Source organism: Pseudomonas sp. GL-RE-26, from assembly GCF_019956275.1.
Taxonomy (GTDB): domain Bacteria; phylum Pseudomonadota; class Gammaproteobacteria; order Pseudomonadales; family Pseudomonadaceae; genus Aquipseudomonas; species Aquipseudomonas grandcourensis.
On record NZ_JAHBDI010000066.1, the window covers coordinates 25,643 to 45,803 of the forward strand.

The window sequence follows — 20,161 nt, forward strand, 5'->3', positions numbered from 1 at the left end:
CACAATCATCGGATCTTGCGTGCTAAACCATGACTACAGACGAAGAACAACTCTACGGACCCAAGGCGGATCGGCTCCTGCGCATCCGGAAGATCGAATCCCTGGGGAATCTTGTCCTGCCTATCTTTCCGATTGCCCCATTGCCAACCGCAGTGGCGGGCGGCCTGGCACAGGCGGATGAAGCGGTAGCGATCTACGCAGCCGCTTTGGAGGAGGCTTTTCCGCTGCTGGCGCGAAGCGTGGAGGACGTTTGTGGTTCAGCGCCCTGGATCGTGCGTAGTGCAGGTAACGAGGACCTGACGGATCACGTCAATGCCGGCGGCTACGAAAGCCTGATATGTCCCGAGCCACAAGCGCTGATACGGTGTATTGCCACTGTGGCCATGAGTGGATCGACCGAGCATGCACGACGCCAACTTGCGCTCTCGGGGCGTTACGATCATGTCGAGGCAATTCCATGCTTTGTGCAACAGCTACTGAAGATCGATGTCTGTGGCGATGTCGGTCGCGATCATTCGCCGTATCTGGACACAGCTGTTCTTGATCACATGGAGGCGGTATGTAATGAACTGATGCAGACGTTCGACTTCATTGCGATCGATTGCGAATGGGGCCTGGAGACGACACTTGGCTTCGTGTCCGTGACCACCGTCATGCCGCGAAACCCACAACTGATGAACGTCGCGCATACGATCGGTTTCGGTTTCGCCAGCGCTCAGAATACCGGCTCGCAGGCGACGGCCTTGGTGCTGCGTCCTGCTTGCTCAGACCTGAGGTTATGGCGCGCACGCCATCTGCGCGCGACGACGGTGCAACGGTTGCATCTGCTGCAGGCGCGGCCGGCGTATTCTGATGATGCCTTTCGCGATCGTGATGTGTTGACCGATGCATGCCGTGAAACATTGATCAGTCGCTACGATGTCGTGGAAGCCGGCTTGTTGATGCTGGGTGCACAATCCTCGGGCCGCGCATTGGTGGCACCTGATCTCATGAGCGCTTGGCGCCGATATCTTGCGCTCAACGCGCGAGAGCAGGCCGACGTAGCGGTGGTATTAGTGGACGAAGGCAGTGCGGAGGAACACGCGGGTATCATGTTCCGCCAGCAGAAAACTTCCTGCGTCAGGATGGATACTCGACGCATGCCAGCCGGAGCAGACTGCGTTGTATTTGACCGTGGCACCTGTATTCTCGGCGACTCGACGCTGCTGCGATCAATTCAGAGTGAGCGTCGCCGAGAGTTGGTGTTGCCCGACGACTGCGCTCTTGTTTTCACCGATGAGGTGCTGGCACCTGGCGGCGAGCTGGCGCGAGACTGCGTCGAAGTCCTTTCCCAGCTGCGTCGTTTACCGGTCGCACGCGAAGTCAAGGAGCGGCTGTTCGCACGTAGCGAGCAGCCGATGTCGGCGAGGTGGATGCAACGCGACGACGGAGTAGTGGAGTCACCCTCACTGCTCGCGGCAATCTGGCGGTCAAAGAATCCAGGGTATGCCGGCGAATGCTGCGCGCTCACTGAATTCGCGAGGGACTACGAACGTGCGTTCCGGGTGTCACGGAATGAGCCGCAGGGCGAACTGCGCACGCTGTTCGCGCTGTCGTCCGTGACACGCACGTTGGTCGCGAGTGGTGACCTTCGAATTGTCCTGGCACTGCTCGACTGTGAGGCGGCGACGTCCTGGCTACCGTCGCAAACGTTGCGGCGCCTGGTCGATTCGGCTGCCGTGCATTTGAAGGCGCTTCAGCGCGATAACGCCGTGTTGATTCTTGAAAGCGTGGCCTTCGTCAGGACGGAATGTAAGCGACTGCCGGTTTATGAGCCGGACGACGCCGTCTCCTACCTCGATGCACTGGCACACGATCTTGAAGATGGCTTGTTTGTCGAATCGATGGTATCCATCCGCTCTTTGGAGTTGCCGATCGCAAGTGGGATCCTGCTTGCGCGGCAGGCTCTCGTTAATCCCGCCGTCCTCGAACCAGTGGACGCATTCCGACAGTCAGTAGCGTTGTTTAGAGCTATGGTGTCGGGTGGCAGCACGACCGCGCGGCTTCCTCTGCAGCTCAACGATACTTACTTGACACTCCGGGGTGCGCTGTACGAAGCCGGTCTGGAAAACGTCGCTGAGCAGATTAGAGGATCGCTGGTCGAAGCGTATGACGCCTCATTGAAAGGGCTGCTATGGCGCTCGGTGGAGGAGGGCGACGCTGGCAGCTACCGCCGCTACCTCATAGTGATGCAATGGTGGATCGAATTCCTGAACATAGGATCGCTGTCTGAGCGCGATGCCGCAGTGCTTCAGCGCTTTCAAATTTGGCTGCGTCAATGGGCTGATGACGAGATGCCCGAGTCATTCGAGATACAGGACCGCAATTGGCGATTCGAGTTTGACGCCATTGTGGTTTCCCATGAAACACCGCTGCGGTACGAGAATCCGCACGTTCTTCACAATCTCCTTCATCAATACTCCCTGGCGGGGCTGCGGCTTGACGCGCAGGGGCTACCACGGCGCGTACAAGCGCTAGAACACTTCTGTTCGACGTTCAGCAGTCGCTCGACGAAGGTTCTGCGTTTCGAGCGAGAGTTGCTCGAGATTCAGATTCCGATGGGAACGCACAAGGCGAGCTACGTGTTCACGCCGCGGCAGATCTCGGTAGAGTGGACGGAGCCGCCTGATTGCCCCGGGGGCGAAATCGCGAGGATCCTGGCGTTTGAGGTATTTCTGGATCGTTTCCAAATTTGGATGTTCCCGGCACTGACGGTCCGGCGCGAGCAAGTGCTGGGTACCTGGACACTGTTCATCCGCCTTAACGCGCAAGGATCAGATCCCTGGGATTACGAGCATCTCTGGCACTTTGTGGTCGCTACGCGCTTTCTATTCGACGCCTCTTACGATTTTTCGTATGTCGCCAACGAAGCCGTGGACGGCTTCGCCGAACGTTTCGACGGATTGGAATGGAAGGAGATATTTACCACACTGATACGGTATCGAGCGGTGATCGAGGACAGGGCGCAGTACGTCGCCTTGCACGCCCTGCCAATGTCGTCGACGGTCGCCGCGATGGCGTGCAGCCGAATCGTTCGCGGTCTGCTGTTACGTTGTCTGCGCAGGGGATTCGATTATTGTCGGACCTTGATTGACGGGTATGCGCACTGGCTGAATGAGGAGGCCGAGGACAACGGACGGTGGTTCGGTCGCTATGAATCGCTCCGGCAGGCCACCCTTTTCCTGGCGGCCAAGTGGCCAAAGGAGGCGCTTTCGGAACTCGCCGGGCGGGGCGTCTTCAATGTCGGCGATGACCTGATCGCAGCCTGCCTATTCAAACGCTCGGACCTGGCGGATGACTTGCGGCAAGTCGCGGCGGCGGGATCAATGCTATCGGGAATGCCGGGGATGATCGTGCGGCATGCACCCGAAATTGCTATGGCGGCCCATGGCGCATTGCACTTGGCTGCGCAACTGGTCGGCACCGGAATGCGATTTCGCCGCGCGAAACACCTTTTGGTCGCTCGATTCGGCGACTGCCTTGATCAGGATATATTGACGGGACTCCTACGGGACTTGGACACTGTTCCGTGGGGATGTACCGCTGACGCTGAGCAGGCCATCCAGACGCAGATTTTGATGAGCCGCCCCGTCTGTCGATTTGAACTAAAAAAAGGCATCGATTGGACGTCGTTAGATTCGTGGCCGACTCTGGGGCAGAGGCGTCCCGTTTCCTTGGGGTCGACCGAGTGTTGAGTTATCGTGCGGACCCGAGAGCCTGTGCCCGGAATTCGTCTTGATCTGAAAAGAAGCTGGAGAGAGTACACGTCTGGCGATACAAGAATCGACTGAAAGCCACGCGTCAGAATTGCGAAAACGCCAGTGCCCAGGGCATGCTGGCCGGCAATCCACCGATCAGGAATGAAAACGTGGCTTTCGGCCCGTTCCAGGTTGATTGCTCGGCGATCGGGATGTGTGAGGTGTTGGCCTGAAGCCTGCTGTCGATGAAGGGCTTTTGTGGTGAGGGGGTTTGCCCTAATGCCGATCAGTTAACGTTTCGAACACCACACCCCCTGTGGGAGCGAGCTTGCTCCGGGCGGCGTTCCGACGATGACGATCGCATAGTCAACATCTGCGTTGCCTGACAGTCCGCTATCGCGAGCAAGCTCGCTCCCACAGGTTTTGCTCCTTGACTGACTGGCATTAGGGCAAGCCCTTCGCCACAGTGTGCGGTGGCTTACTTGCGCATCACACCGGTAAACAAATCCGACTCCAGAAACCGCTGCAACCAGTCCTGCAAACGCCGATAGGGCGTTTGCGCGAACCAGTCGCGGTCGACGTGGGCGAACTGGCGCACGAAGGGCATCAGCGCCACATCGGCCAGGCTTGGATGGCTGGCGAGCAAGTAGTCGCGTCCCTCCAGCAACGCCTCCAGCCTTTGCAAAAACACCTCGCCTTCACCGCGATAAACCTCCATCGGTTGCTCGGGATAACGCTCGGCGTACTTGTAGCGATTCAAGTGCACCTTGAACACCAGATCGTTGTGTTCGATCAACGGGGCGATTTGCGCCGCTGCCACAGGATCGTCCTTGAGCAACCAGTCCTGCGGATCGTTCTGTGCCAGGGCCCAGCGCATGATGTCCAGGCTTTCGTCGATCACCCGGCCATCGGCGCTCAGCACCGGCACCGTGCCTTTGCCCGATAGCGCGAGCATTTCGGCGGGCTTGGCCTTCAGGCTGACTTCGACAATGTCCACGGCCACGCCCGAGTAGCGCAGGGCCATGCGTGCGCGCATGGCGTACGGGCAGCGGCGGAAGGAATACAGGGTGTTCATTTCACCTCCAGGGTGCTCAGGCCGTTGCCCTGGCGCTGGACCTGAATCTGCACCGGAATCCGTTCATGCATTTCCTGTACGTGGGAAATCACCGCGACCTTGCGGCCCTGGGCCTGCAATCCGTCGAGTGCGTCCATGGCCAGTTGCAGGGATTCCGGATCGAGGCTGCCGAAGCCTTCGTCGATGAACAACGACTCGATTTTCAACGTGCTCGACGCCATCGACGCCAGGCCGAGGGCCAGCGCCAGCGAGACCAGGAAGGTCTCGCCACCGGACAGCGAATGCACCGAGCGCAGTTCGTCGCCCATTTCGGTGTCCATCACCAGTAAGCCGAGCATGCTGCCGCCGCGCTTGAGGCGATAGCGGCGCACCAGTTGGCGCAGTTGCACGTTGGCGTGATGCACCAGCAGGTCGAGGTTATAGGCCTGGGCGATCTTGCGGAAGGTGTCGCCGGTGGCGGAGCCGATCAACGCGTTCAGGCGTGCCCAGCGTTGGTACTCGCTATAGGCATCGGCAATCTGCTGCGCCAGGGCCTGATTGGCGTTCTGTCGGCGCTGGTCCTCGGCCTGTTCGGCGCGCAGTTCGGCGCAGTGTTGCTCGCTGGTGGCGGCGAGGTTTTGCAGGTCGATCAGCGCACTGGCTAACTGCTCGGCATCGAGGTTGCCGTTTTGTTGAGCCTGATGATTGAGCAGGTGTTTGTTGCGCTCCTGCACCAGGACGCTGGCCTGTTCGATGGCTTTTTCGCTGTGCTGCAAGCGCTGGCGCAGTTCGCTGACCTGAGTGTCGTCGACGCGCAGCAGGACTTCGAGGCCACCGTCATCCAGTTCGGGATGACGGGCACGCCAGTCGCCGATCTTGCCGGCGAGCTCACGTTCTTCGCCTTCCAGTGCGTGCAGGCGTTCCTGCTGTGCCTTGAGCTCGGCGGCGAGTTGCACAGACTGCGTGAGGACGCTTTGCAGCGACTGCGCGGTGCTGGTTTCGGCGCTGCGCGCCTGTTCCACGGCCTGTTCCAGTTGCTGCTGCCAATGCTCGGCGCTGCTGTGTTCGCCGAGTAATTGCCCGAGCGTGTGCTGGCTCGCCTGTTGCTGCTCGGCCAGTCCAGTGAACTGCTGTTCGGCGGCGTGCAATTGCTGCACGCGGCTGTGCTGGCGATCCTGTTCTTTCTCCAGGTTTTGCTGGCGCTGTTGCTGCTCGGCCAGTTCTTCCTTTTGTTGCTCGAGTTGCGCCAGGCGCTCGACGATCTGCCGGTCGAGATGCATGAAGGTCGCGGCCGGTTCGACGCGCAGTGCTTGCAGGGTTTCGGCCGGCAGCAGGTTGGCGAATGCGCTGAGTTCTTCGTCCAGGCGCTGGCGGTCGTTGCCCAGTTCGCGCTGTTGATTGCTCAGGTGCTGGGCTGCTTGCTGGTGCGCGGTTTCAGCATGGCGCAGTTGCTGGGTCAGGCGCGCGGCATCCTGTTGCAGGGTGAGCAGCGCGCTCTGCCGTTGCTCGTCCTGGCTGATGCTCTGGTTAAGCTGGCTGTTTTGTTGGATGAGCCAGGCATCGCGTTTGGCGGCATCCTGGTTCAGCAGTTGGGTCGCCAGCGGATGCGCTTCCAGACTTGGGGCGAGGGCCTTTTGCTGGGTTGCCAGTTGCTCTTGCTGTTGCAGCAGTTCCTTTTGCTGGGCGATCAGCCCGCCGACCTCGGCACGCAGATCAGTGAGTTTTTCCTTGAGCAGGTCGACGGCCTTCTGCGCGTTGGCCTGTTCGCTTTCATCAAAGCGACCGAGGCTCTGCAGCAGGGCTTCCGGCTGATGATAGGGATGCTCGTTACTGCCGCAGACCGGGCAAGGCTGATCGTCCTGCAACTGCGCACGCAGCTCTTCGACACTGGCACTGCGCGCCAGACGCTGACGCTCCAGCAGTTCGCGCGTGACGTTGAGGGTCTGTTCGGCAACGCTCAGATCAGCCTTGGCCTTGACCCCGTCCTGGGTCAAACGTTCACGTTCCTGCTGCGCGGTGAGCTGGCGTTGTTGCAGCTCGGCGCTGCGCTTGTCCAGGTCCTGCTGGCTGGCCCACAGGCGTGCAAGGTCTTCGACGGCGCGCAGTTGCTTGCGGTTGTCCTGCAACAGGCTGCCCAGGATGCCGATCTGCTCGGCGACGGCATCCGGTTCGGCGCCGGCCTCCTTGAACAGCACTTCAAGTTGTTGCTTCTGCGCGGTGAGCGCTTGTTCAGTGTTCGCGGCGTTTTGTTCGAGGCTGGCCAGTTCGGCCTGGCCCTGATTCAACCGGTTGCCGATCAACATCAACTGTTGCAGGCGATCACGGTAGGCATTCCAGGCATCGCTTAACGGTGCCAGATGCGTGCTTTGCTCCAGCCCGCTGGCGATGCGCTGTAAGTCCCCGGCGCCACGGGCTTGCTGATCGAGCAAGGTCTGAATCGTGCCCTGGCCCTGGGTGCAGGCCTGTTGCGCCTGTTGCCTGGCTTCGGCGCTGAGGGCGGTGTCCTTGGCCAGGCGGGCGAGGGTGCTTTGTGCTTCGAAGGCCTGACGCAGCAACGGCGTGCTGTCGGCTTGCCGTTGTTGGGTTTCGCTCAAGGCGATCCGGGCGCTGCCGAGCTGTTGCTCAAGCTGCGTCTGACGCTCACCGAGTTCGCCATGCTGCTGCGTGTGCAAGGCAATTTGCGCCGCCAGGGGTGTCAGAAGCGCATCGACCTCGGCCTTACGAGCGAACTGGTGCCGTTGTGGGGCCAGCTGTTCGAGGCGGGTGAGCCTCAAGCGCTCACTGGCCAAGGCCTCCCAGTGGGTCTGTGCCGATTGCAGTTGTTCGCTGGCGGCCAGATGTTCGTCCTGCAAGCGACGCAGGTCCTTGAGCCAGGTGTCCTGCAGTTCAAGCTGTTTGAGCTGCGCTTGTTGGGTCTTGAGTTGCTGCTGCGCCTGGTTGAAGCGCTCATCCAGTTCCGCGCGGGCTTCGGGTGACAGCGGCGTCACACCGCTGGCCTGATCCTGCAGCAGCTTGTGCGCCTCGCGAGCCTCTTTGGTCTTGTCGAAGGCGCGACGACCGAGGCGGGTGTAGAGCGCCGTGTCGGTGAGTTTTTCCAGCAGTTCGCTGCGGTCGTTGTCATCGGCCTTGAGGAATGCGCTGAACTCGCTTTGCGCCAACATCACCGCGCGGGTGAACTGTTCGAAATTCAGCCCCAGCGCGGCTTCGAGCTGAGTCTTGTATTCGCCTTTCTGGCTGGCGAGCAATTGATCCTGATCGATGTCACGCAAGCTCTGGCGGCTGGCCTGCAGCTTGCCGGCGGCCTTGTCCCGGGCGCGATTGGCTTCCCAACGGGCGCGGTAGCGGCGACCGTCGACACCGACGAAATCCACTTCCGCATAGCCTTCACCCGTGCCGCGACGCAGCAGGGTACGCGGGTCGCCGGTAGCGATTTCGCCGTCGGCGTCGGGCACCTTGGCGTCGCGGCCGGTGTTGTTCAGGCGCGGTACGGCGCCAAACAGCGCCAGGCACAGGGCATCGAGCAAGGTGCTTTTGCCGGCGCCGGTGGGCCCGGTGATGGCGAACAGTCCGGCACTGGCCAGGGGTTCAGCGGTGAAGTCGATTTCAAACGGCCCGGCCAGCGAGGCGAGGTTTTTCAGGCGGATCGCGAGGATTTTCATGGCTGTTCGCTCTCCATCTGCACATCCTGCAACAGCTCGGCAAAGTCCTTGAGGGTCTGCTCGTCGACCTCGCTGCCGTAGTTGTCCTGCCAGGCGCGGCTGAACAGTTCCTGAGGCGTGAGCTGGTCCAGTTCGATCAGCGTGCTGCCTTCGTCGGCTCCGTCACGGCCGCCGTTGCCGGCATACTCGGCGGCGATGCGCACCAGGCGCACGGCCTTGCCTTGCAGGGCGGTTTCCACTTGATTGCGCAGGTCGGGCTGCGGTTCGTCGAGGCGCACCCGTACCTCCAGCCATGGCTGGCGCTGGATGTCGGCCAACAGGTCGATGTTCGGCAGGTCCGCCAGTTGCAGCAGGATCTCGCTCAATGGCGCCGGGCCGATGCGTTGCAGGTTGACCGCGCGGGGGATCAGTTTCGGCTCGACGCTGACCAGGGTCTCGCCGTCGAGCTTGATGTCGAGAATCTGGTGCTGATAGCTGATCTCGGAGAACGACAGCGGAATCGGCGAGCCGCTGTAGCGAATGCGCTCCTCGCCATTGACCTTCTGCGGCTTGTGCAAGTGGCCGAGAGCGACGTAGCTGATGCTCGGCCCGAACAGGCTGGCGGGCAGAGCTTCGGCATTGCCGATGATCAGGCTGCGCTCGGAGTCTTCCGACACCGAGCCGCCGGCCATGTGCGCGTGGCTGATGGCGATCAGTGCCTGACCCGGCTGGCGCTTGGCGTTGGCCGCTTCGATCAGCCACTCGTGCACCTGACCGATCCCGCGCAGGTAGTTGTCACCCAGATGCGCGCCGGTGACTTCCGCCGGGCGCAAGAATGGCAGCGCCAGGCACCAGCCGGCGATTTCACCGCTGGCATCGGGCAAGGGCAGCAACAAGCGTTCGGCATCCAGTTGCCCGTCATCCAGCCACAACACACGACCGAGGGCATGGGTGCGCAAGCGCCGCATCAACGGCGCGGGCAGTTCAATCCGCGAGCCGGAATCGTGGTTGCCGGCGATCATCACGATGGTCAGCATCGGCTGCTGTTCGTGGGCACTGACGATGAAGTCGTAGAGGCGTTCCTGGGCTTTGACCGGCGGATTGACCGTGTCGAAGATATCGCCGGCGATCAACAGCACATCCGGTTGATCCAGTTTCAGCTGGCGCAACAGCCAGTCGAGAAAACAGCCGTGTTCGAAATCGCGATCCTGGCCGTGCAGGTTCTGCCCGAGGTGCCAGTCGGAGGTGTGAAACAAGCGCAAGGCGGACTCCGCTACGAAATAGGTAATGGCCGCGGGAAAAATGAAGGCGGCGAAAGGGGAGAGAGTTTACTGGTTTAAATGGCCGATCGCGCGATGGAATGTTTTGTGGCGAGGGAGCTTGCCTGTGGCGAGGGGGCTTGCCCCCGTTCGGTTGCGAAGCGGCCGTAAATCCTGACAGCTCGGTATGCCTGAAGGAATTAGGGGACCGCTTCGCGGCCCAACGGGGGCAAGCCCCCTCGCCACAAATGCATCTTTGTCTCTAGGTCGGTGTTTACTTGGGATAAAGCGGCGGCAGCCCACTGTCACCAACCGGGTCCTGGACCCGTTCGGCCATCGGGATCGCCTTGATCGCGCGCCACAACTCGTCACCTTGCCAGTGCTGGCCGGTTTCGCTGTACAGCGCGCCGTTCAGGCCGTCGAGAGCGTTGGACAGTGGCACGAAGCGGGCGGCCATGTCGGCCAGGGTCTCCGGCTGCTGGCGGGCCCAGGCGTCGAGGGCCTGGCGGGTGGCGTGGGAGTCGTTGGCCTGGCAGGCGCGCTTGAGGTCGTCGAGCACGGTGCGCGGGCTGGGGCCGGTTTGAGCGACACGCGCCACCGCCGGTTGCCAGCGGCCACGCCACCAGAGGCCGAAGCCGAGCAGGGTGGTGCAGGCCAGAATCAAGGTGCTGATCTTCCAGCGCCAGAGTGCTTCGCTGTCGGCATTGGCATCGATCGGTGAGGCGCCGGACGGGGTGTCGACCACCAGGCTCGGATTGGCCGCCACGTGCAGCGTGCGAGCGGGCAGGCTGCTGTGTTCCAGATGGTCCTCGAAGGTGTTCCACCAGATCACGTCGACAGTAGGCAATTCGATGGCGCCGGTCCGTGTCGGCACCAGGGCTTCGCGGTCTTCACGGCTGCCGACCAGGCCGCGTTCGCTGTTCTGGTTACCGAGTACCGGTTGATCCGGGTAGCGACGCAGGCCGCCGACATCGGTGCCGGGCAGCGGTGGCAGTTGAGTGCTGGACAAGCCTTCGGCGTTCACCGTCAGGCTGCGGGTCAGTGAATCGCCGACCTGGGAGTGATCCGGCTCCGGGTTCCAGCTTTCGCTCAGGGTCAGGCTGCGTGCAGGCAGCCAGGGGGCATCGGCTGGATAAGTGATGGGCTTGGCCTTGACCGTCAACAGCAGTTCGGCCGAGGTGACGCGCATCAGCTTGCCGGCTTTCGGCCCCTGGGCGGCGTCCTGTACGGGTTGCGGGTCGACCAGCGCGGCGTTGAAAACCTGCGCCGGAATGATCAGTTCGCCGCTGTGTTGCGGGTAGATCGCGTAGCGCATTTCGATCACGCCATGGCGCAGGCCGTCGATGTCCTTTTCGTAGGTGCGTGAGTCGCCCAATTGTTCGATGCGTGCGTCAGGTATCTGCAAGGGTGGCAGGCTGCTGTCGTCGTACAGCGACACCGAATGGTAGATGCGCAGGGTCAGGACCGCCTGAGCCTGTACGTACACGCTGGTTTGATCGAGGCTGGCATCAATGAACACTGCGGCCCGCTTGTTCGGGTTGTCCGGTGTTTCGCTCTCGACCACTTGCAGGGTGATCGGCTGGCTCTGCAGTTCGCCCAGTTGCAGTGACGGAATCACCACGCTGCCGTTTTGCCGGGGCAGAAGGGTGACGATCCAGCGGGTGGTGGCCTGGTTTTCACCGCTCAGGGTGTTCAACTGGTTGACCTGGCGTGTGCCGCGCACTTCGAACAAGGGCTCCAGCGCTGTCAGGTCAGGTTTGCCGAACTGAGTGACATCGCTGGATTCCAGGGTGAGCTCGACCGTCTCGCCCGAGCTCAGGCGACTGCGATCAACACTGGCGACCAGTTCTGCTGCCTGTGCCTGAACCGTGCAGAACAACAGGCCATGCAGCAGCGCGAGCAATAATACGGTGAAGCGGGTCATCGAGTTTCTTCCTGATCCTGATGTTGTTGCTGTTCGTACCAGAATTTGCGCCTGAGCAGTTCACCGGGGTCATCCGGGATCTGCCGCAGCCACTGCTCCAGTGCCTGGCGCTGTTCACCTTCGATGCTGTCGGTGGCCGGGCGCAAGGGCGGTGTGGTGTGTTGTTCGTCACCCAGTTCGCTGCCTGGTACCTCGTTGGTCCCCGGTTTCGGCCGTGTGGTGGGCGATTGTTCCTCACCCGGGCGAGGCGGTTGCCCTTCGGTTTTCGGTTCGCCGCTGCTCGAGGGCTGGGCGGCGGCACCGGGCGGTGGCTCCTGGGATTCGGTTTCGGGCCGGGCGTTGTCGGCTTCGTCTGGCTCGGGAGCGGGTGGCGTATTTTTCTCCTTGAGCAGACGTTCGACCAGCGCTTTGTTGGTCAGTGCCGGACGCAAATCCGGTTGACGTTCCAGAGCCTGTTCGTAAGCGTCCAGGGCTGCCTCCAGCTCACCGCTTTTTGCCAGGGCATTGCCTCGATTGTAGTGGGCGTGGGCGTCGTCGCCTTCGGCAAACCGCTCGGCGGCGCCTGCGTAGTCGCCGGCCTCATAGAGCGCCACGCCTTGCCACTGGTGGTTTTCGAAGCGTCGGGAGGCCTCCGCAGGGCGCTTCTGCTTGAGTAAATGCACGCCTTGTTGATCAGGGCGCAGCCATAGGTCTGCGAGGTCGAAGGCGTAGCTCGGTTGAGGCAGCGCCAATAGCAGCGGCAGGCATAGCAGCCAACCGCGACGTCCCGCGCAGGCCGCGAGCAGTAACAGTGGCAGCAGCAGCCAGTAACCCTGATCGGCCCAGGTGTCCAGGCGCAAGGTCTGACCGTCGTTGCGCAAGTTGCGTGGACCGTCGAGCAGGCCAAGGGCGTGCAGGTCGCTATCGTCCAGGCGCGCCTGGCGATAGTGGCCATCCAGGTCGTTGGCAAAACTTTTCAAACCAGGCTCGTCGAGGCGCGGCACGAGAATGGCGCCTTGTTCATCCTTGAGGAAGCTGCCATCTTCCTGGGTGATGGGCGAGCCTTCGGCGGTGCCGATGCCGAGCATCAGGAATTGAGTCGATTTGCCGCTCAGCGCGCGACGAATGCCAAGCCGCTCCTGGTCGGTCAGGGACGAACCAATCAGCAGGATCCGGCCGTCGCCCAAAGCAGCCTGTTCGAGCAACACCAGGGCCTTGAGCACCGCCAGATCGGCGCGGTGACCGGCCTCTGGCATCAACGACGGTTTCAGTGCATCCAACAGATTGCGGCTGGTGGAAAGATCATCTGATAGCGGTACCAGCGTGTGGGCACTGCCGGCGTAGACGACGATGGCGGTTTGCGCGTCGCTGCGAATCTGCAGCAGATCAAGCAGCTTGCGTCGTGCCTGTTCCAGTCGGTTGGGCGTGACGTCGGTGGCGAGCATTTCCGGGGTCAGCTCAAGTATCACCACCAGCGGGTCGGCGGGCTTTTGACTGGTCTGCTCGACACGCTGCCAGCTCGGTCCCAGCAGGGCGAGCACGGTCAACAGCCAAGCGAGGCCGAGGGCGATCCAGGGCAATTTACTGTCGCGACCACTGCCACCGCTGAGCAGTGCCGTATGAAAGGCTGGAGGCAGGATCATCTGCCAGCGCCCGGCGCGCTTCTTGCGGTGCCAGAGTTGCCAGAGCAGCCAGCCAAGCACCGGCAGCAACAACAGCCACCAGGGGCGGAACCAGTAAGGCCACAGCGCGCTCATCGGCGTCTCCGCAGACGCAGGCGTTTGAGGCGCTGGCGCCAGTCGGGCAGCAATTGCGTTTGCAAAAACAGATCCTTGGTAAACAGACGCTGCAACGGGTTGTCCGGCCAGAGTACGGGGGCCAGCAGCAGCATGCTCAACCACAGCGCCAGGGCCAGTGGCCAGTGGTACAGCGCTTGGACCGGGCGGGCCTGCGTCGGTTGCTGGGCCACGGGCTCCAGTTGGTCAAGGGTGTCCTTGATCGATTGCAGTTCCTTGCCATCGTGGGCGCGGAAATATTGGCCGCCGGTGGCTTCGGCGATGGCTTTGAGGGACGGTTCGTCGAGGTCCAGGCTCGGATTGAGGCCGAGAAAGCCGACCGTGCCACTTTGCTCCGGATCGGCGCCGATGCCGATCGGGTAGATTTTCACGCCTTCCTTGGCCGCCAGCCGTGCAGCGGTGAGCGGGTCGATCTCACCGCCATTGTTGGCGCCGTCGGTGACCAGAATCAGCACGCGGCTTGTTGCCGGACGCAAGCGCAGGCGCTTGAGGGCCAGGCCGATGGCATCGCCGATGGCGGTGTTTTTGCCGGCAATACCGATGCGCGCTTCGTCGAGCCAGACGCGCACGGTGTGGCGGTCGAAGGTCAGCGGGGCTTGCAGGTAGGCCTGGCTACCGAACAGGATCAGGCCGACCCGGTCACCTTCGCGGCTTTCGAGGAAATCGCCGAGCAGGTGCTGGACCAACGCCAGCCGGCTGACATCTTCGTCCTGCCACTGCATGTCAGGGAAGTCCATGGAGCCGGAAACGTCCACCGCCACCAGCAAGTCGCGGCCACTGGCGGCAATCGGCAAGGGTTCGCCGAGCCACTGCGGGCGCGCCGCCGCGACCAGCAGCAACAGCCATAGCAGTATGAAGGGTGCCTGCTGGCGCCATGCCGGCAGGTTGGCCCGGGCGCGACGCCCGGCGAGGCCTTCCAGATCGCTGAGGAAACTGACCTTGAGTGCCGGTTCACCACTGTCGGCCACCGGCAATACGATGCGCATCAGCCACGGCAGCGGCAGAAGGGCAAAAATCCACGGCCAGGCGAACTCAAACATGCTTGCGAATCCATGTGTCGACGGCCTGGGTCAGGCCGGCGATGGCCTTGTCGTCGAGTTTGCATTCGGGTTTGTAGGCGCCTTCGACCAGCACCATCCAGCGGGTCAGCCCGGCGGCCGGACAGCGGTTGTCGAGGAACGCCAGCCACTTGCGACCGTTGAGGGTATGGCTCTGGCTGTAGGGGTAATGGTTGCGGCACAGGCGCTTGAGCAAGCCGTTGAGTTGCTGCAGCCAGGCACCGGCCGGCGCGCCGTCGTAGGGTTTGGGCATCATTGCCAATTCGGCCAGTGCGGCCAGTCGCACCGGGTCAAGCGGCTGTTCCGCACGTACCACGGGGCGTTTGCGTGGAATGAAGCGCCGCAGCTTCCACAGGCCCAAACCGATCAGTGGCACCAACAGAACCAGCAACCACCAGCCCGGTGCCGGAGGCCAGAATTCCACCGGTGGCGGAGATATCAGTGGTTGCAGTTGATCAATGCCGCTCATCGACCTTTCCCCGGTTTCTGTGGGTTCAGGTATTCGCGCAATTGCTCTACCATCTCGCTCTGGGTGCTCAACGGCATCATCAGCACCCGCAGTTTCTGCGCGAGCAACTCCCAGCGCGCGATGCGTGCCTCGGCCTGGGCCCGGTAAGCCTGGCGCAGGTCGAAATTCAGCGTATCGAGTTCCAATTTCGCTCCACGCTCGGCGAAACGTAAAAGGCCAGCAGCGGGCAGGGCATGATCCAGCGGATCGGACACCGGCAGCAGCAACAGGTCGCAATGGCGCGACAACAGGCTCAACTGTTGCTCGGCGCTTTCCGATAGCGCGCGTTCATCGCAAATCACAATGACAAGGCTGCCCGGACGTGACACTTCCCGCGCTCGGCGCAAGGCAATGCCAAAGGCGTCGCGGTCCGGCTCGCCTTCGGTGGTCAGCGACTGGTTGACCCGCACCAGCCGGTTGAGTAACTGCAGCAGGCTTTGCTTGCTGCGCCGAGGCTTGATTTCGTAGTGCACATTGTCGCCATACACCAGGCCGCCGACCCGGTCGTTGTGCCCCAGGGCTGCCCAACCGATCAGGCTCGCGGCCTGGGCGGCGAGCACCGACTTGAACATCAGGCCCGAGCCGAAAAACAGCCGGCGGCTTTGTTCGACCATGATGAAAATCGGCCGCTCACGTTCTTCGTGGAACAGCTTGGTGTGAGGCTCCTGGGTGCGCGCGGTGACACGCCAGTCAATGGTGCGCACATCGTCGCCGGCCTGATAGACCCGCACCTGATCGAAGTCGACGCCACGCCCGCGCAATTTGGAATGGTGCAGGCCGATCAGCGGGCTGCGTTGGCTCGGCGTGGAAAACAGCTGTACTTCGCGCACGCGATGGCGCATCTCGATCAGGTCGGCGAGGCTGACACGGATGCCCGGTTCGGGCGGCAGGCTGGCGTTCATCAGGGTCAAGCGACGGCTACGACGTCGAGAATCCGCTGGACCACACGGTCCTGATCGATGCCAGCGGCTTCGGCTTCAAAGGAAAGAATGATGCGATGGCGCAGCACGTCGAACAGCACGGCCTGGATATCTTCCGGGCTGACGAAATCACGCCCGGCCAGCCAGGCGTGGGCGCGGGCGCAGCGGTCCAAGGCAATCGAGCCACGCGGGCTGGCGCCGTAGGCGATCCACTCGGCCATCTCCGGATCGAACTTGGCCGGGGTGCGGGTGGCCATGACCAGTTGCACCAGGTATTCCTCCACGGCGTCGGCCATGTACAGACCGAGGATTTCCTTGCGTGCGACAAATATCGTCTGTTGAGTCACCCGACGCTCAGGCTTCGTTTCACCGTTCAGGGCTTCTCCACGGGCTTGCTGCAGAATCCGGCGCTCAACGGTGGCATCGGGAAAGCCGATTTTCACGTGCATCAGGAACCGGTCGAGTTGGGCTTCCGGCAGCGGATAGGTACCTTCCTGCTCGATGGGGTTTTGCGTGGCCATCACCAGGAACAGCGGCGACAGCTCATAGGTGCTGCGCCCGACACTGACTTGCCGCTCGCCCATGGCTTCGAGCAAGGCCGACTGGACCTTGGCCGGGGCGCGGTTGATTTCGTCCGCCAGTACCAGGTTGTGGAAGATCGGACCTTGCTGGAACACGAAACTGCCGGTTTCCGGGCGGTAGATTTCCGTACCGGTAATGTCGGCCGGCAACAGGTCGGGGGTGAACTGGATGCGGTGGAACTGGGCCTCGATGCCTTCGGCAAGTTCTTTGATGGCCTTGGTCTTGGCCAGGCCAGGAGCCCCCTCGACCAGCATGTGGCCGTCGGCGAGCAGGGCGATGAGCAACCGCTCGATGAGTTTTTCCTGGCCGAGAATCTGCGTTGAAAGAAAGGTTCGCAGCGCCAGCAGCGCTTCACGATGTTCCATCGATGACTGTTCCTGCAAAAGGGTGGCCGAGAACGTTTGAAATACGCCAGGGCTGGGGGCGTTACTTTAATCCATCGCGGGCGCCGCCGACTAACGGCATTTTGCGCAAAGTGCGGGAAATGATTGGGGCAATTGGCGGTTTTTTATAGCGGGGGTGTGATTGGGTAGCTTTGCTGGCCCCATCGCGAGCAGGCTCGCTCCTACATTGACGGGGTACGACGATCAATTGTAGGAGTGAGCCTGCTCGCGATGAGGGCCGATCAACCATCTCAAATCTGGCTGATAAAGGTGCCAGTGCCTTTCAGAATGTTCTGCAAGGTTTCTTCCACTTCGGCCAGATCCACCATGTCCGGATCAAAAGTGATCTCCAGCACATCATCCCCATTCAGCGCATCGGCATCCGCCGCCGCAATTTCGATCTTCAGCAGGGAAGGGCTCAGGGTGACTTTCACACCGTCCAGGGTCGAGGGTTCGCCGTCGAGGGTGATTTCCAGCTCGTCTTCATCCGGGTAGCGGCTCATCAGGAACATTTCGCCCTGGTCGCTATGGCAGCAGAGCATGGCCATGTTGTCTTCTTCGTCGTCGCAAGGGTTGACGATCAAGAGGGCGGTGGTCATTTGCATATGAGAAGTCCTGGCGCTGGGAGCGGAGTTGGCGGGCGAAACGTGATTTTGCCAGTCTCGACGAAATTTTGCTGGACTGAGTTAAACCTAGCAGTTCTGCTAGTTGTTGTTTTCGTCACAACGATCGACAGTAGTGGGCGTTTGCTGATCCCGGTTTCGGAGGCTCGCCATGTCCAATACGTGGAAAACGCATTTGATCCATTATCGATACGACGCACTGGATCGCTTGGCCAGTCATGTTGAACTGAATAATCCAGAGTGTCAGCGCTTCTACTGCGACAGCCGTCTGGTCACCGAAATAGAAGGGAGTGAGCGACTTTCGATTGTTCAGCACGGCGATCAACTGTTGGCGCAGCAACAACGTCAGAGCAGTGACATCTCTAGCACGTTACTGGCCACCGATCTGCAGCGCTCTGTCTTTAATGCGCTTCAAGCGAGCTTACAGCAAACCACCGCCTACTCGCCCTACGGTCATCGCTCCTCCGCAAATGGATTGCTCAGTTTATTGGGTTTCAATGGTCAAAAACTGGATCCAGTGACCGGGCATTATTTGTTGGGAAATGGCTATCGATCTTTTAACCCTGTACTGATGCGATTTAACAGTCCAGATAATTTAAGCCCTTTTGATAAAGGCGGGTTGAATGCGTATGCGTATTGCGCAGGAGATCCGGTTAATAGGAACGATTCTACGGGGCATTTTTTTTCAGCGGTCGCGACTGCATTCACTAAAGTTAAAGCCCGATATCTATCGTTTGTATCCGGTGAACATGTAAAGCCGGTAAAAAATTTCACAAGGATTTCCGAAGGGTTGGTTGTTTTTGTAGATAGATACAAGGGTGGCCCTAGGCTCAATATCTATGGTCACGGGGCAGAAATAGGAGGAGTTCTGAAGGAGAAAAACATCCTCTTAGGTCCCAAAGGCCTTTCTGATCATATAAAAAGTACCGGTTTTCAGTTTGAGTCGTTTGATAGTGCTCGCCTGTTGACCTGTCATTCAGGCAACGGGTTTATACATGAACTGAATCCGTCGGCAGCACCATTCGGCCAACTGTTCTCTGACTATTCAGGGCTCCCCGTAAAAGCCTATAAGGGGACGTTTTTAGGGGGAGGGGTCACGTCTCGGATTCATCAATTAAAAGTCGGTGAGACCTCTGCCCGTATCGAGTATTTCAGAATCGATAAGAACCCTGAATCCAAGCCATCTAAATTGTTTGATGTGGTTTACGATCCCGTCAGCTTTCAACCTACAAAACACAAACAAAATCTTCGAACTAAATGATTTTAACGATGCAACTCGGATCGTCGTCGAGTCGTGGGATGTTGATGCAGCTCCCGCTAAGGAAGGTCTGAAGTAGTCACGCTTTTCTGGCTGACTTCAGCCTCCGCTGATTTTGAAAACGGCGAATCGACCAAAACGATCAGATCATCCGCTTATTTCTGAGCTTTTAGCCGCCGCGAGCACCTCGCAACGGTCATTTCCCACATTACAGGCGCACCTCTCCTGTACTGGTCAGTAAATGTCGGCGTGCCATCCACAGATTCGACAGAGCGAATAGCGTCACCAGTTGCGCGGTGTTTTTGGCCAGGCCACGGAAGCGCGTTTTCACAAAACCGAACTGGCGCTTGACCACCCGAAACGGGTGCTCGACTTTGGCGCGTACCTGGGCCTTGGCCTTCTCGATCTTGCGCTTGGCTTTGTATAGAGCGCTACGCTTACCCAGCTTCTTGTAAGTACTGCGGCGTGCCGCGATCTGCCAGATCACCTCGCGCCCATCATGCTCGGTACGTTTCTCGACGCCGGTATAACCGGCATCGGCGCAGACCACGTTCTCCGCACCGTGTAGCAGTTTGTCGACCTGAGTGACATCCGCCACGTTGGCGGCTGTGCCCACCACGCTGTGCACCAGACCTGACTCGTCATCCACACCGATGTGCGCTTTCATGCCGAAATAGTACTGGTTGCCCTTCTTGGTTTGGTGCATTTCTGGATCGCGTTTACCGTCCTTGTTCTTGGTCGAGCTGGGCGCATTGATCAGCGTGGCATCGACAATGGTGCCTTGGCGCAACGACAACCCTCGGTCACCCAAATAGCCATTGATCACGGCCAGGATGCCGGCAGCTAGCTCGTGTTTCTCCAGCAGTCGGCGGAAGTTGAGGATGGTGGTTTCGTCGGGAATACGCTCCAGATTCAGCCCGGCGAACTGCCGCAGGATGGTGGTCTCGTACAGCGCTTCCTCCATCGCTGGATCGCTGTAACCGAACCAATTCTGCATCAAATGTACACGCAGCATCGTCATCAACGGATAAGCCGGACGACCGCCTTCACCCTTCGGGTGGAACGGCTCGATCAGTTTGATCAAGCCGTTCCACGGCACCACCTGATCCATCTCGATCAAGAACAACTCTTTGCGGGTCTGCTTACGCTTGCCTGCGTACTCGGCGTCAGCGAAGGTCATCTGTTTCATCGGAAAACTCGGCGGGTGGAGTCCTGGTATTTTGCCAAAATCAGGAAGTCTTCTTCAGAATTTCCCTAAGAATTCGCCAGCCCAAGAACTGTATAAACCCAGGTCTGGATTTCTGGCACATCCGTGCCATAAGACGGACAAAAATCGCCAAATTTTTCGAGCGACTGCTAGTGTTGTTCGATGCGCATGCCTTGAACTGCGTACCGTTGACCGAATATGTCGCAGCATCGCAAGCACGGGCCTTGCCGCACTG

At 60.5% G+C, this 20,161-nt stretch carries 13 protein-coding genes; 2 read left to right on the plus strand and 11 right to left on the minus strand.

Annotation, left to right across the window (positions count from 1 at the left end; genetic code table 11):
• The first annotated feature begins 29 nt into the window (after positions 1-29).
• Positions 30-3,734: a hypothetical protein gene (locus KGB07_RS25675; RefSeq protein WP_223466933.1), complete on the plus strand. Its 3,705-nt coding sequence runs from the start codon at positions 30-32 to the stop codon at positions 3,732-3,734.
• A 481-nt stretch (positions 3,735-4,215) separates the two neighbouring features.
• Here the strand turns inward: KGB07_RS25675 and KGB07_RS25680 are convergent, their stop codons facing one another.
• The 10 genes from KGB07_RS25680 to KGB07_RS25725 all read right to left on the minus strand — a co-directional run bounded on the left by KGB07_RS25680 (position 4,216) and on the right by KGB07_RS25725 (position 17,443).
• Positions 4,216-4,812 (minus strand): glutathione S-transferase, encoded by a 597-nt coding sequence (locus KGB07_RS25680; RefSeq protein ID WP_223466935.1) that lies wholly within the window; start codon positions 4,810-4,812, stop codon positions 4,216-4,218.
• Positions 4,809-8,450 carry an AAA family ATPase gene (locus KGB07_RS25685; protein ID WP_223466937.1) on the minus strand — a complete coding sequence of 1,214 codons (3,642 nt, stop codon included), beginning with the start codon at positions 8,448-8,450 and terminating at the stop codon, positions 4,809-4,811. The genes KGB07_RS25680 and KGB07_RS25685 overlap by 4 nt, the downstream gene beginning before the upstream one ends.
• Entirely contained in the window at positions 8,447-9,691 is a 1,245-nt protein-coding gene (locus KGB07_RS25690; RefSeq protein ID WP_223466938.1) for an exonuclease SbcCD subunit D C-terminal domain-containing protein, read from the minus strand. The genes KGB07_RS25685 and KGB07_RS25690 overlap by 4 nt, the downstream gene beginning before the upstream one ends.
• A 271-nt stretch (positions 9,692-9,962) precedes the next feature.
• Positions 9,963-11,612, minus strand: a complete 1,650-nt coding sequence (locus KGB07_RS25695; RefSeq protein WP_223466939.1) for a BatD family protein — start codon at positions 11,610-11,612, stop codon at positions 9,963-9,965.
• Positions 11,609-13,348, minus strand: a complete 1,740-nt coding sequence (locus tag KGB07_RS25700; protein ID WP_046037171.1) for a tetratricopeptide repeat protein — start codon at positions 13,346-13,348, stop codon at positions 11,609-11,611. Before KGB07_RS25700 ends, KGB07_RS25695 begins: the two co-directional genes overlap by 4 nt.
• Positions 13,345-14,427, minus strand: a complete 1,083-nt coding sequence (locus tag KGB07_RS25705; RefSeq protein WP_223466940.1) for a vWA domain-containing protein — start codon at positions 14,425-14,427, stop codon at positions 13,345-13,347. Before KGB07_RS25705 ends, KGB07_RS25700 begins: the two co-directional genes overlap by 4 nt.
• Positions 14,420-14,914, minus strand: a complete 495-nt coding sequence (locus KGB07_RS25710; protein ID WP_046037169.1) for a DUF4381 domain-containing protein — start codon at positions 14,912-14,914, stop codon at positions 14,420-14,422. Before KGB07_RS25710 ends, KGB07_RS25705 begins: the two co-directional genes overlap by 8 nt.
• Positions 14,911-15,855: a DUF58 domain-containing protein gene (locus KGB07_RS25715; protein WP_046037168.1), complete on the minus strand. Its 945-nt coding sequence runs from the start codon at positions 15,853-15,855 to the stop codon at positions 14,911-14,913. The genes KGB07_RS25710 and KGB07_RS25715 overlap by 4 nt, the downstream gene beginning before the upstream one ends.
• A 5-nt stretch (positions 15,856-15,860) precedes the next feature.
• Positions 15,861-16,820 (minus strand): AAA family ATPase, encoded by a 960-nt coding sequence (locus KGB07_RS25720; protein ID WP_046037167.1) that lies wholly within the window; start codon positions 16,818-16,820, stop codon positions 15,861-15,863.
• Between the two features lie 269 nt (positions 16,821-17,089).
• Entirely contained in the window at positions 17,090-17,443 is a 354-nt protein-coding gene (locus KGB07_RS25725) for a hypothetical protein (RefSeq protein WP_223466941.1), read from the minus strand.
• A 169-nt stretch (positions 17,444-17,612) separates the two neighbouring features.
• On the opposite strand from KGB07_RS25725, the gene KGB07_RS25730 reads away from it, so the two are divergent.
• Positions 17,613-18,722 (plus strand): RHS repeat-associated core domain-containing protein, encoded by a 1,110-nt coding sequence (locus KGB07_RS25730; protein ID WP_223466942.1) that lies wholly within the window; start codon positions 17,613-17,615, stop codon positions 18,720-18,722.
• Between the two features lie 205 nt (positions 18,723-18,927).
• Here the strand turns inward: KGB07_RS25730 and KGB07_RS25735 are convergent, their stop codons facing one another.
• Positions 18,928-19,908 (minus strand): IS5 family transposase, encoded by a 981-nt coding sequence (locus KGB07_RS25735; RefSeq protein ID WP_223466943.1) that lies wholly within the window; start codon positions 19,906-19,908, stop codon positions 18,928-18,930.
• Between the last annotated feature and the right edge of the window lie 253 nt (positions 19,909-20,161).

Coding starts and splice junctions, on each gene's coding strand:
- KGB07_RS25675 (WP_223466933.1), top strand. CDS start 30: ATGACTACAGACGAAGAACAACTCTACGGACCCAAGGCGGATCGGCTC.
- KGB07_RS25705 (WP_223466940.1), bottom strand. CDS start 14,427: ATGTTTGAGTTCGCCTGGCCGTGGATTTTTGCCCTTCTGCCGCTGCCG.
- KGB07_RS25680 (WP_223466935.1), bottom strand. CDS start 4,812: ATGAACACCCTGTATTCCTTCCGCCGCTGCCCGTACGCCATGCGCGCA.
- KGB07_RS25685 (WP_223466937.1), bottom strand. CDS start 8,450: ATGAAAATCCTCGCGATCCGCCTGAAAAACCTCGCCTCGCTGGCCGGG.
- KGB07_RS25730 (WP_223466942.1), top strand. CDS start 17,613: ATGTCCAATACGTGGAAAACGCATTTGATCCATTATCGATACGACGCA.
- KGB07_RS25720 (WP_046037167.1), bottom strand. CDS start 16,820: ATGGAACATCGTGAAGCGCTGCTGGCGCTGCGAACCTTTCTTTCAACG.
- KGB07_RS25700 (WP_046037171.1), bottom strand. CDS start 13,348: ATGAGCGCGCTGTGGCCTTACTGGTTCCGCCCCTGGTGGCTGTTGTTG.
- KGB07_RS25735 (WP_223466943.1), bottom strand. CDS start 19,908: ATGAAACAGATGACCTTCGCTGACGCCGAGTACGCAGGCAAGCGTAAG.
- KGB07_RS25715 (WP_046037168.1), bottom strand. CDS start 15,855: ATGAACGCCAGCCTGCCGCCCGAACCGGGCATCCGTGTCAGCCTCGCC.
- KGB07_RS25725 (WP_223466941.1), bottom strand. CDS start 17,443: ATGCAAATGACCACCGCCCTCTTGATCGTCAACCCTTGCGACGACGAA.
- KGB07_RS25695 (WP_223466939.1), bottom strand. CDS start 11,612: ATGACCCGCTTCACCGTATTATTGCTCGCGCTGCTGCATGGCCTGTTG.
- KGB07_RS25710 (WP_046037169.1), bottom strand. CDS start 14,914: ATGAGCGGCATTGATCAACTGCAACCACTGATATCTCCGCCACCGGTG.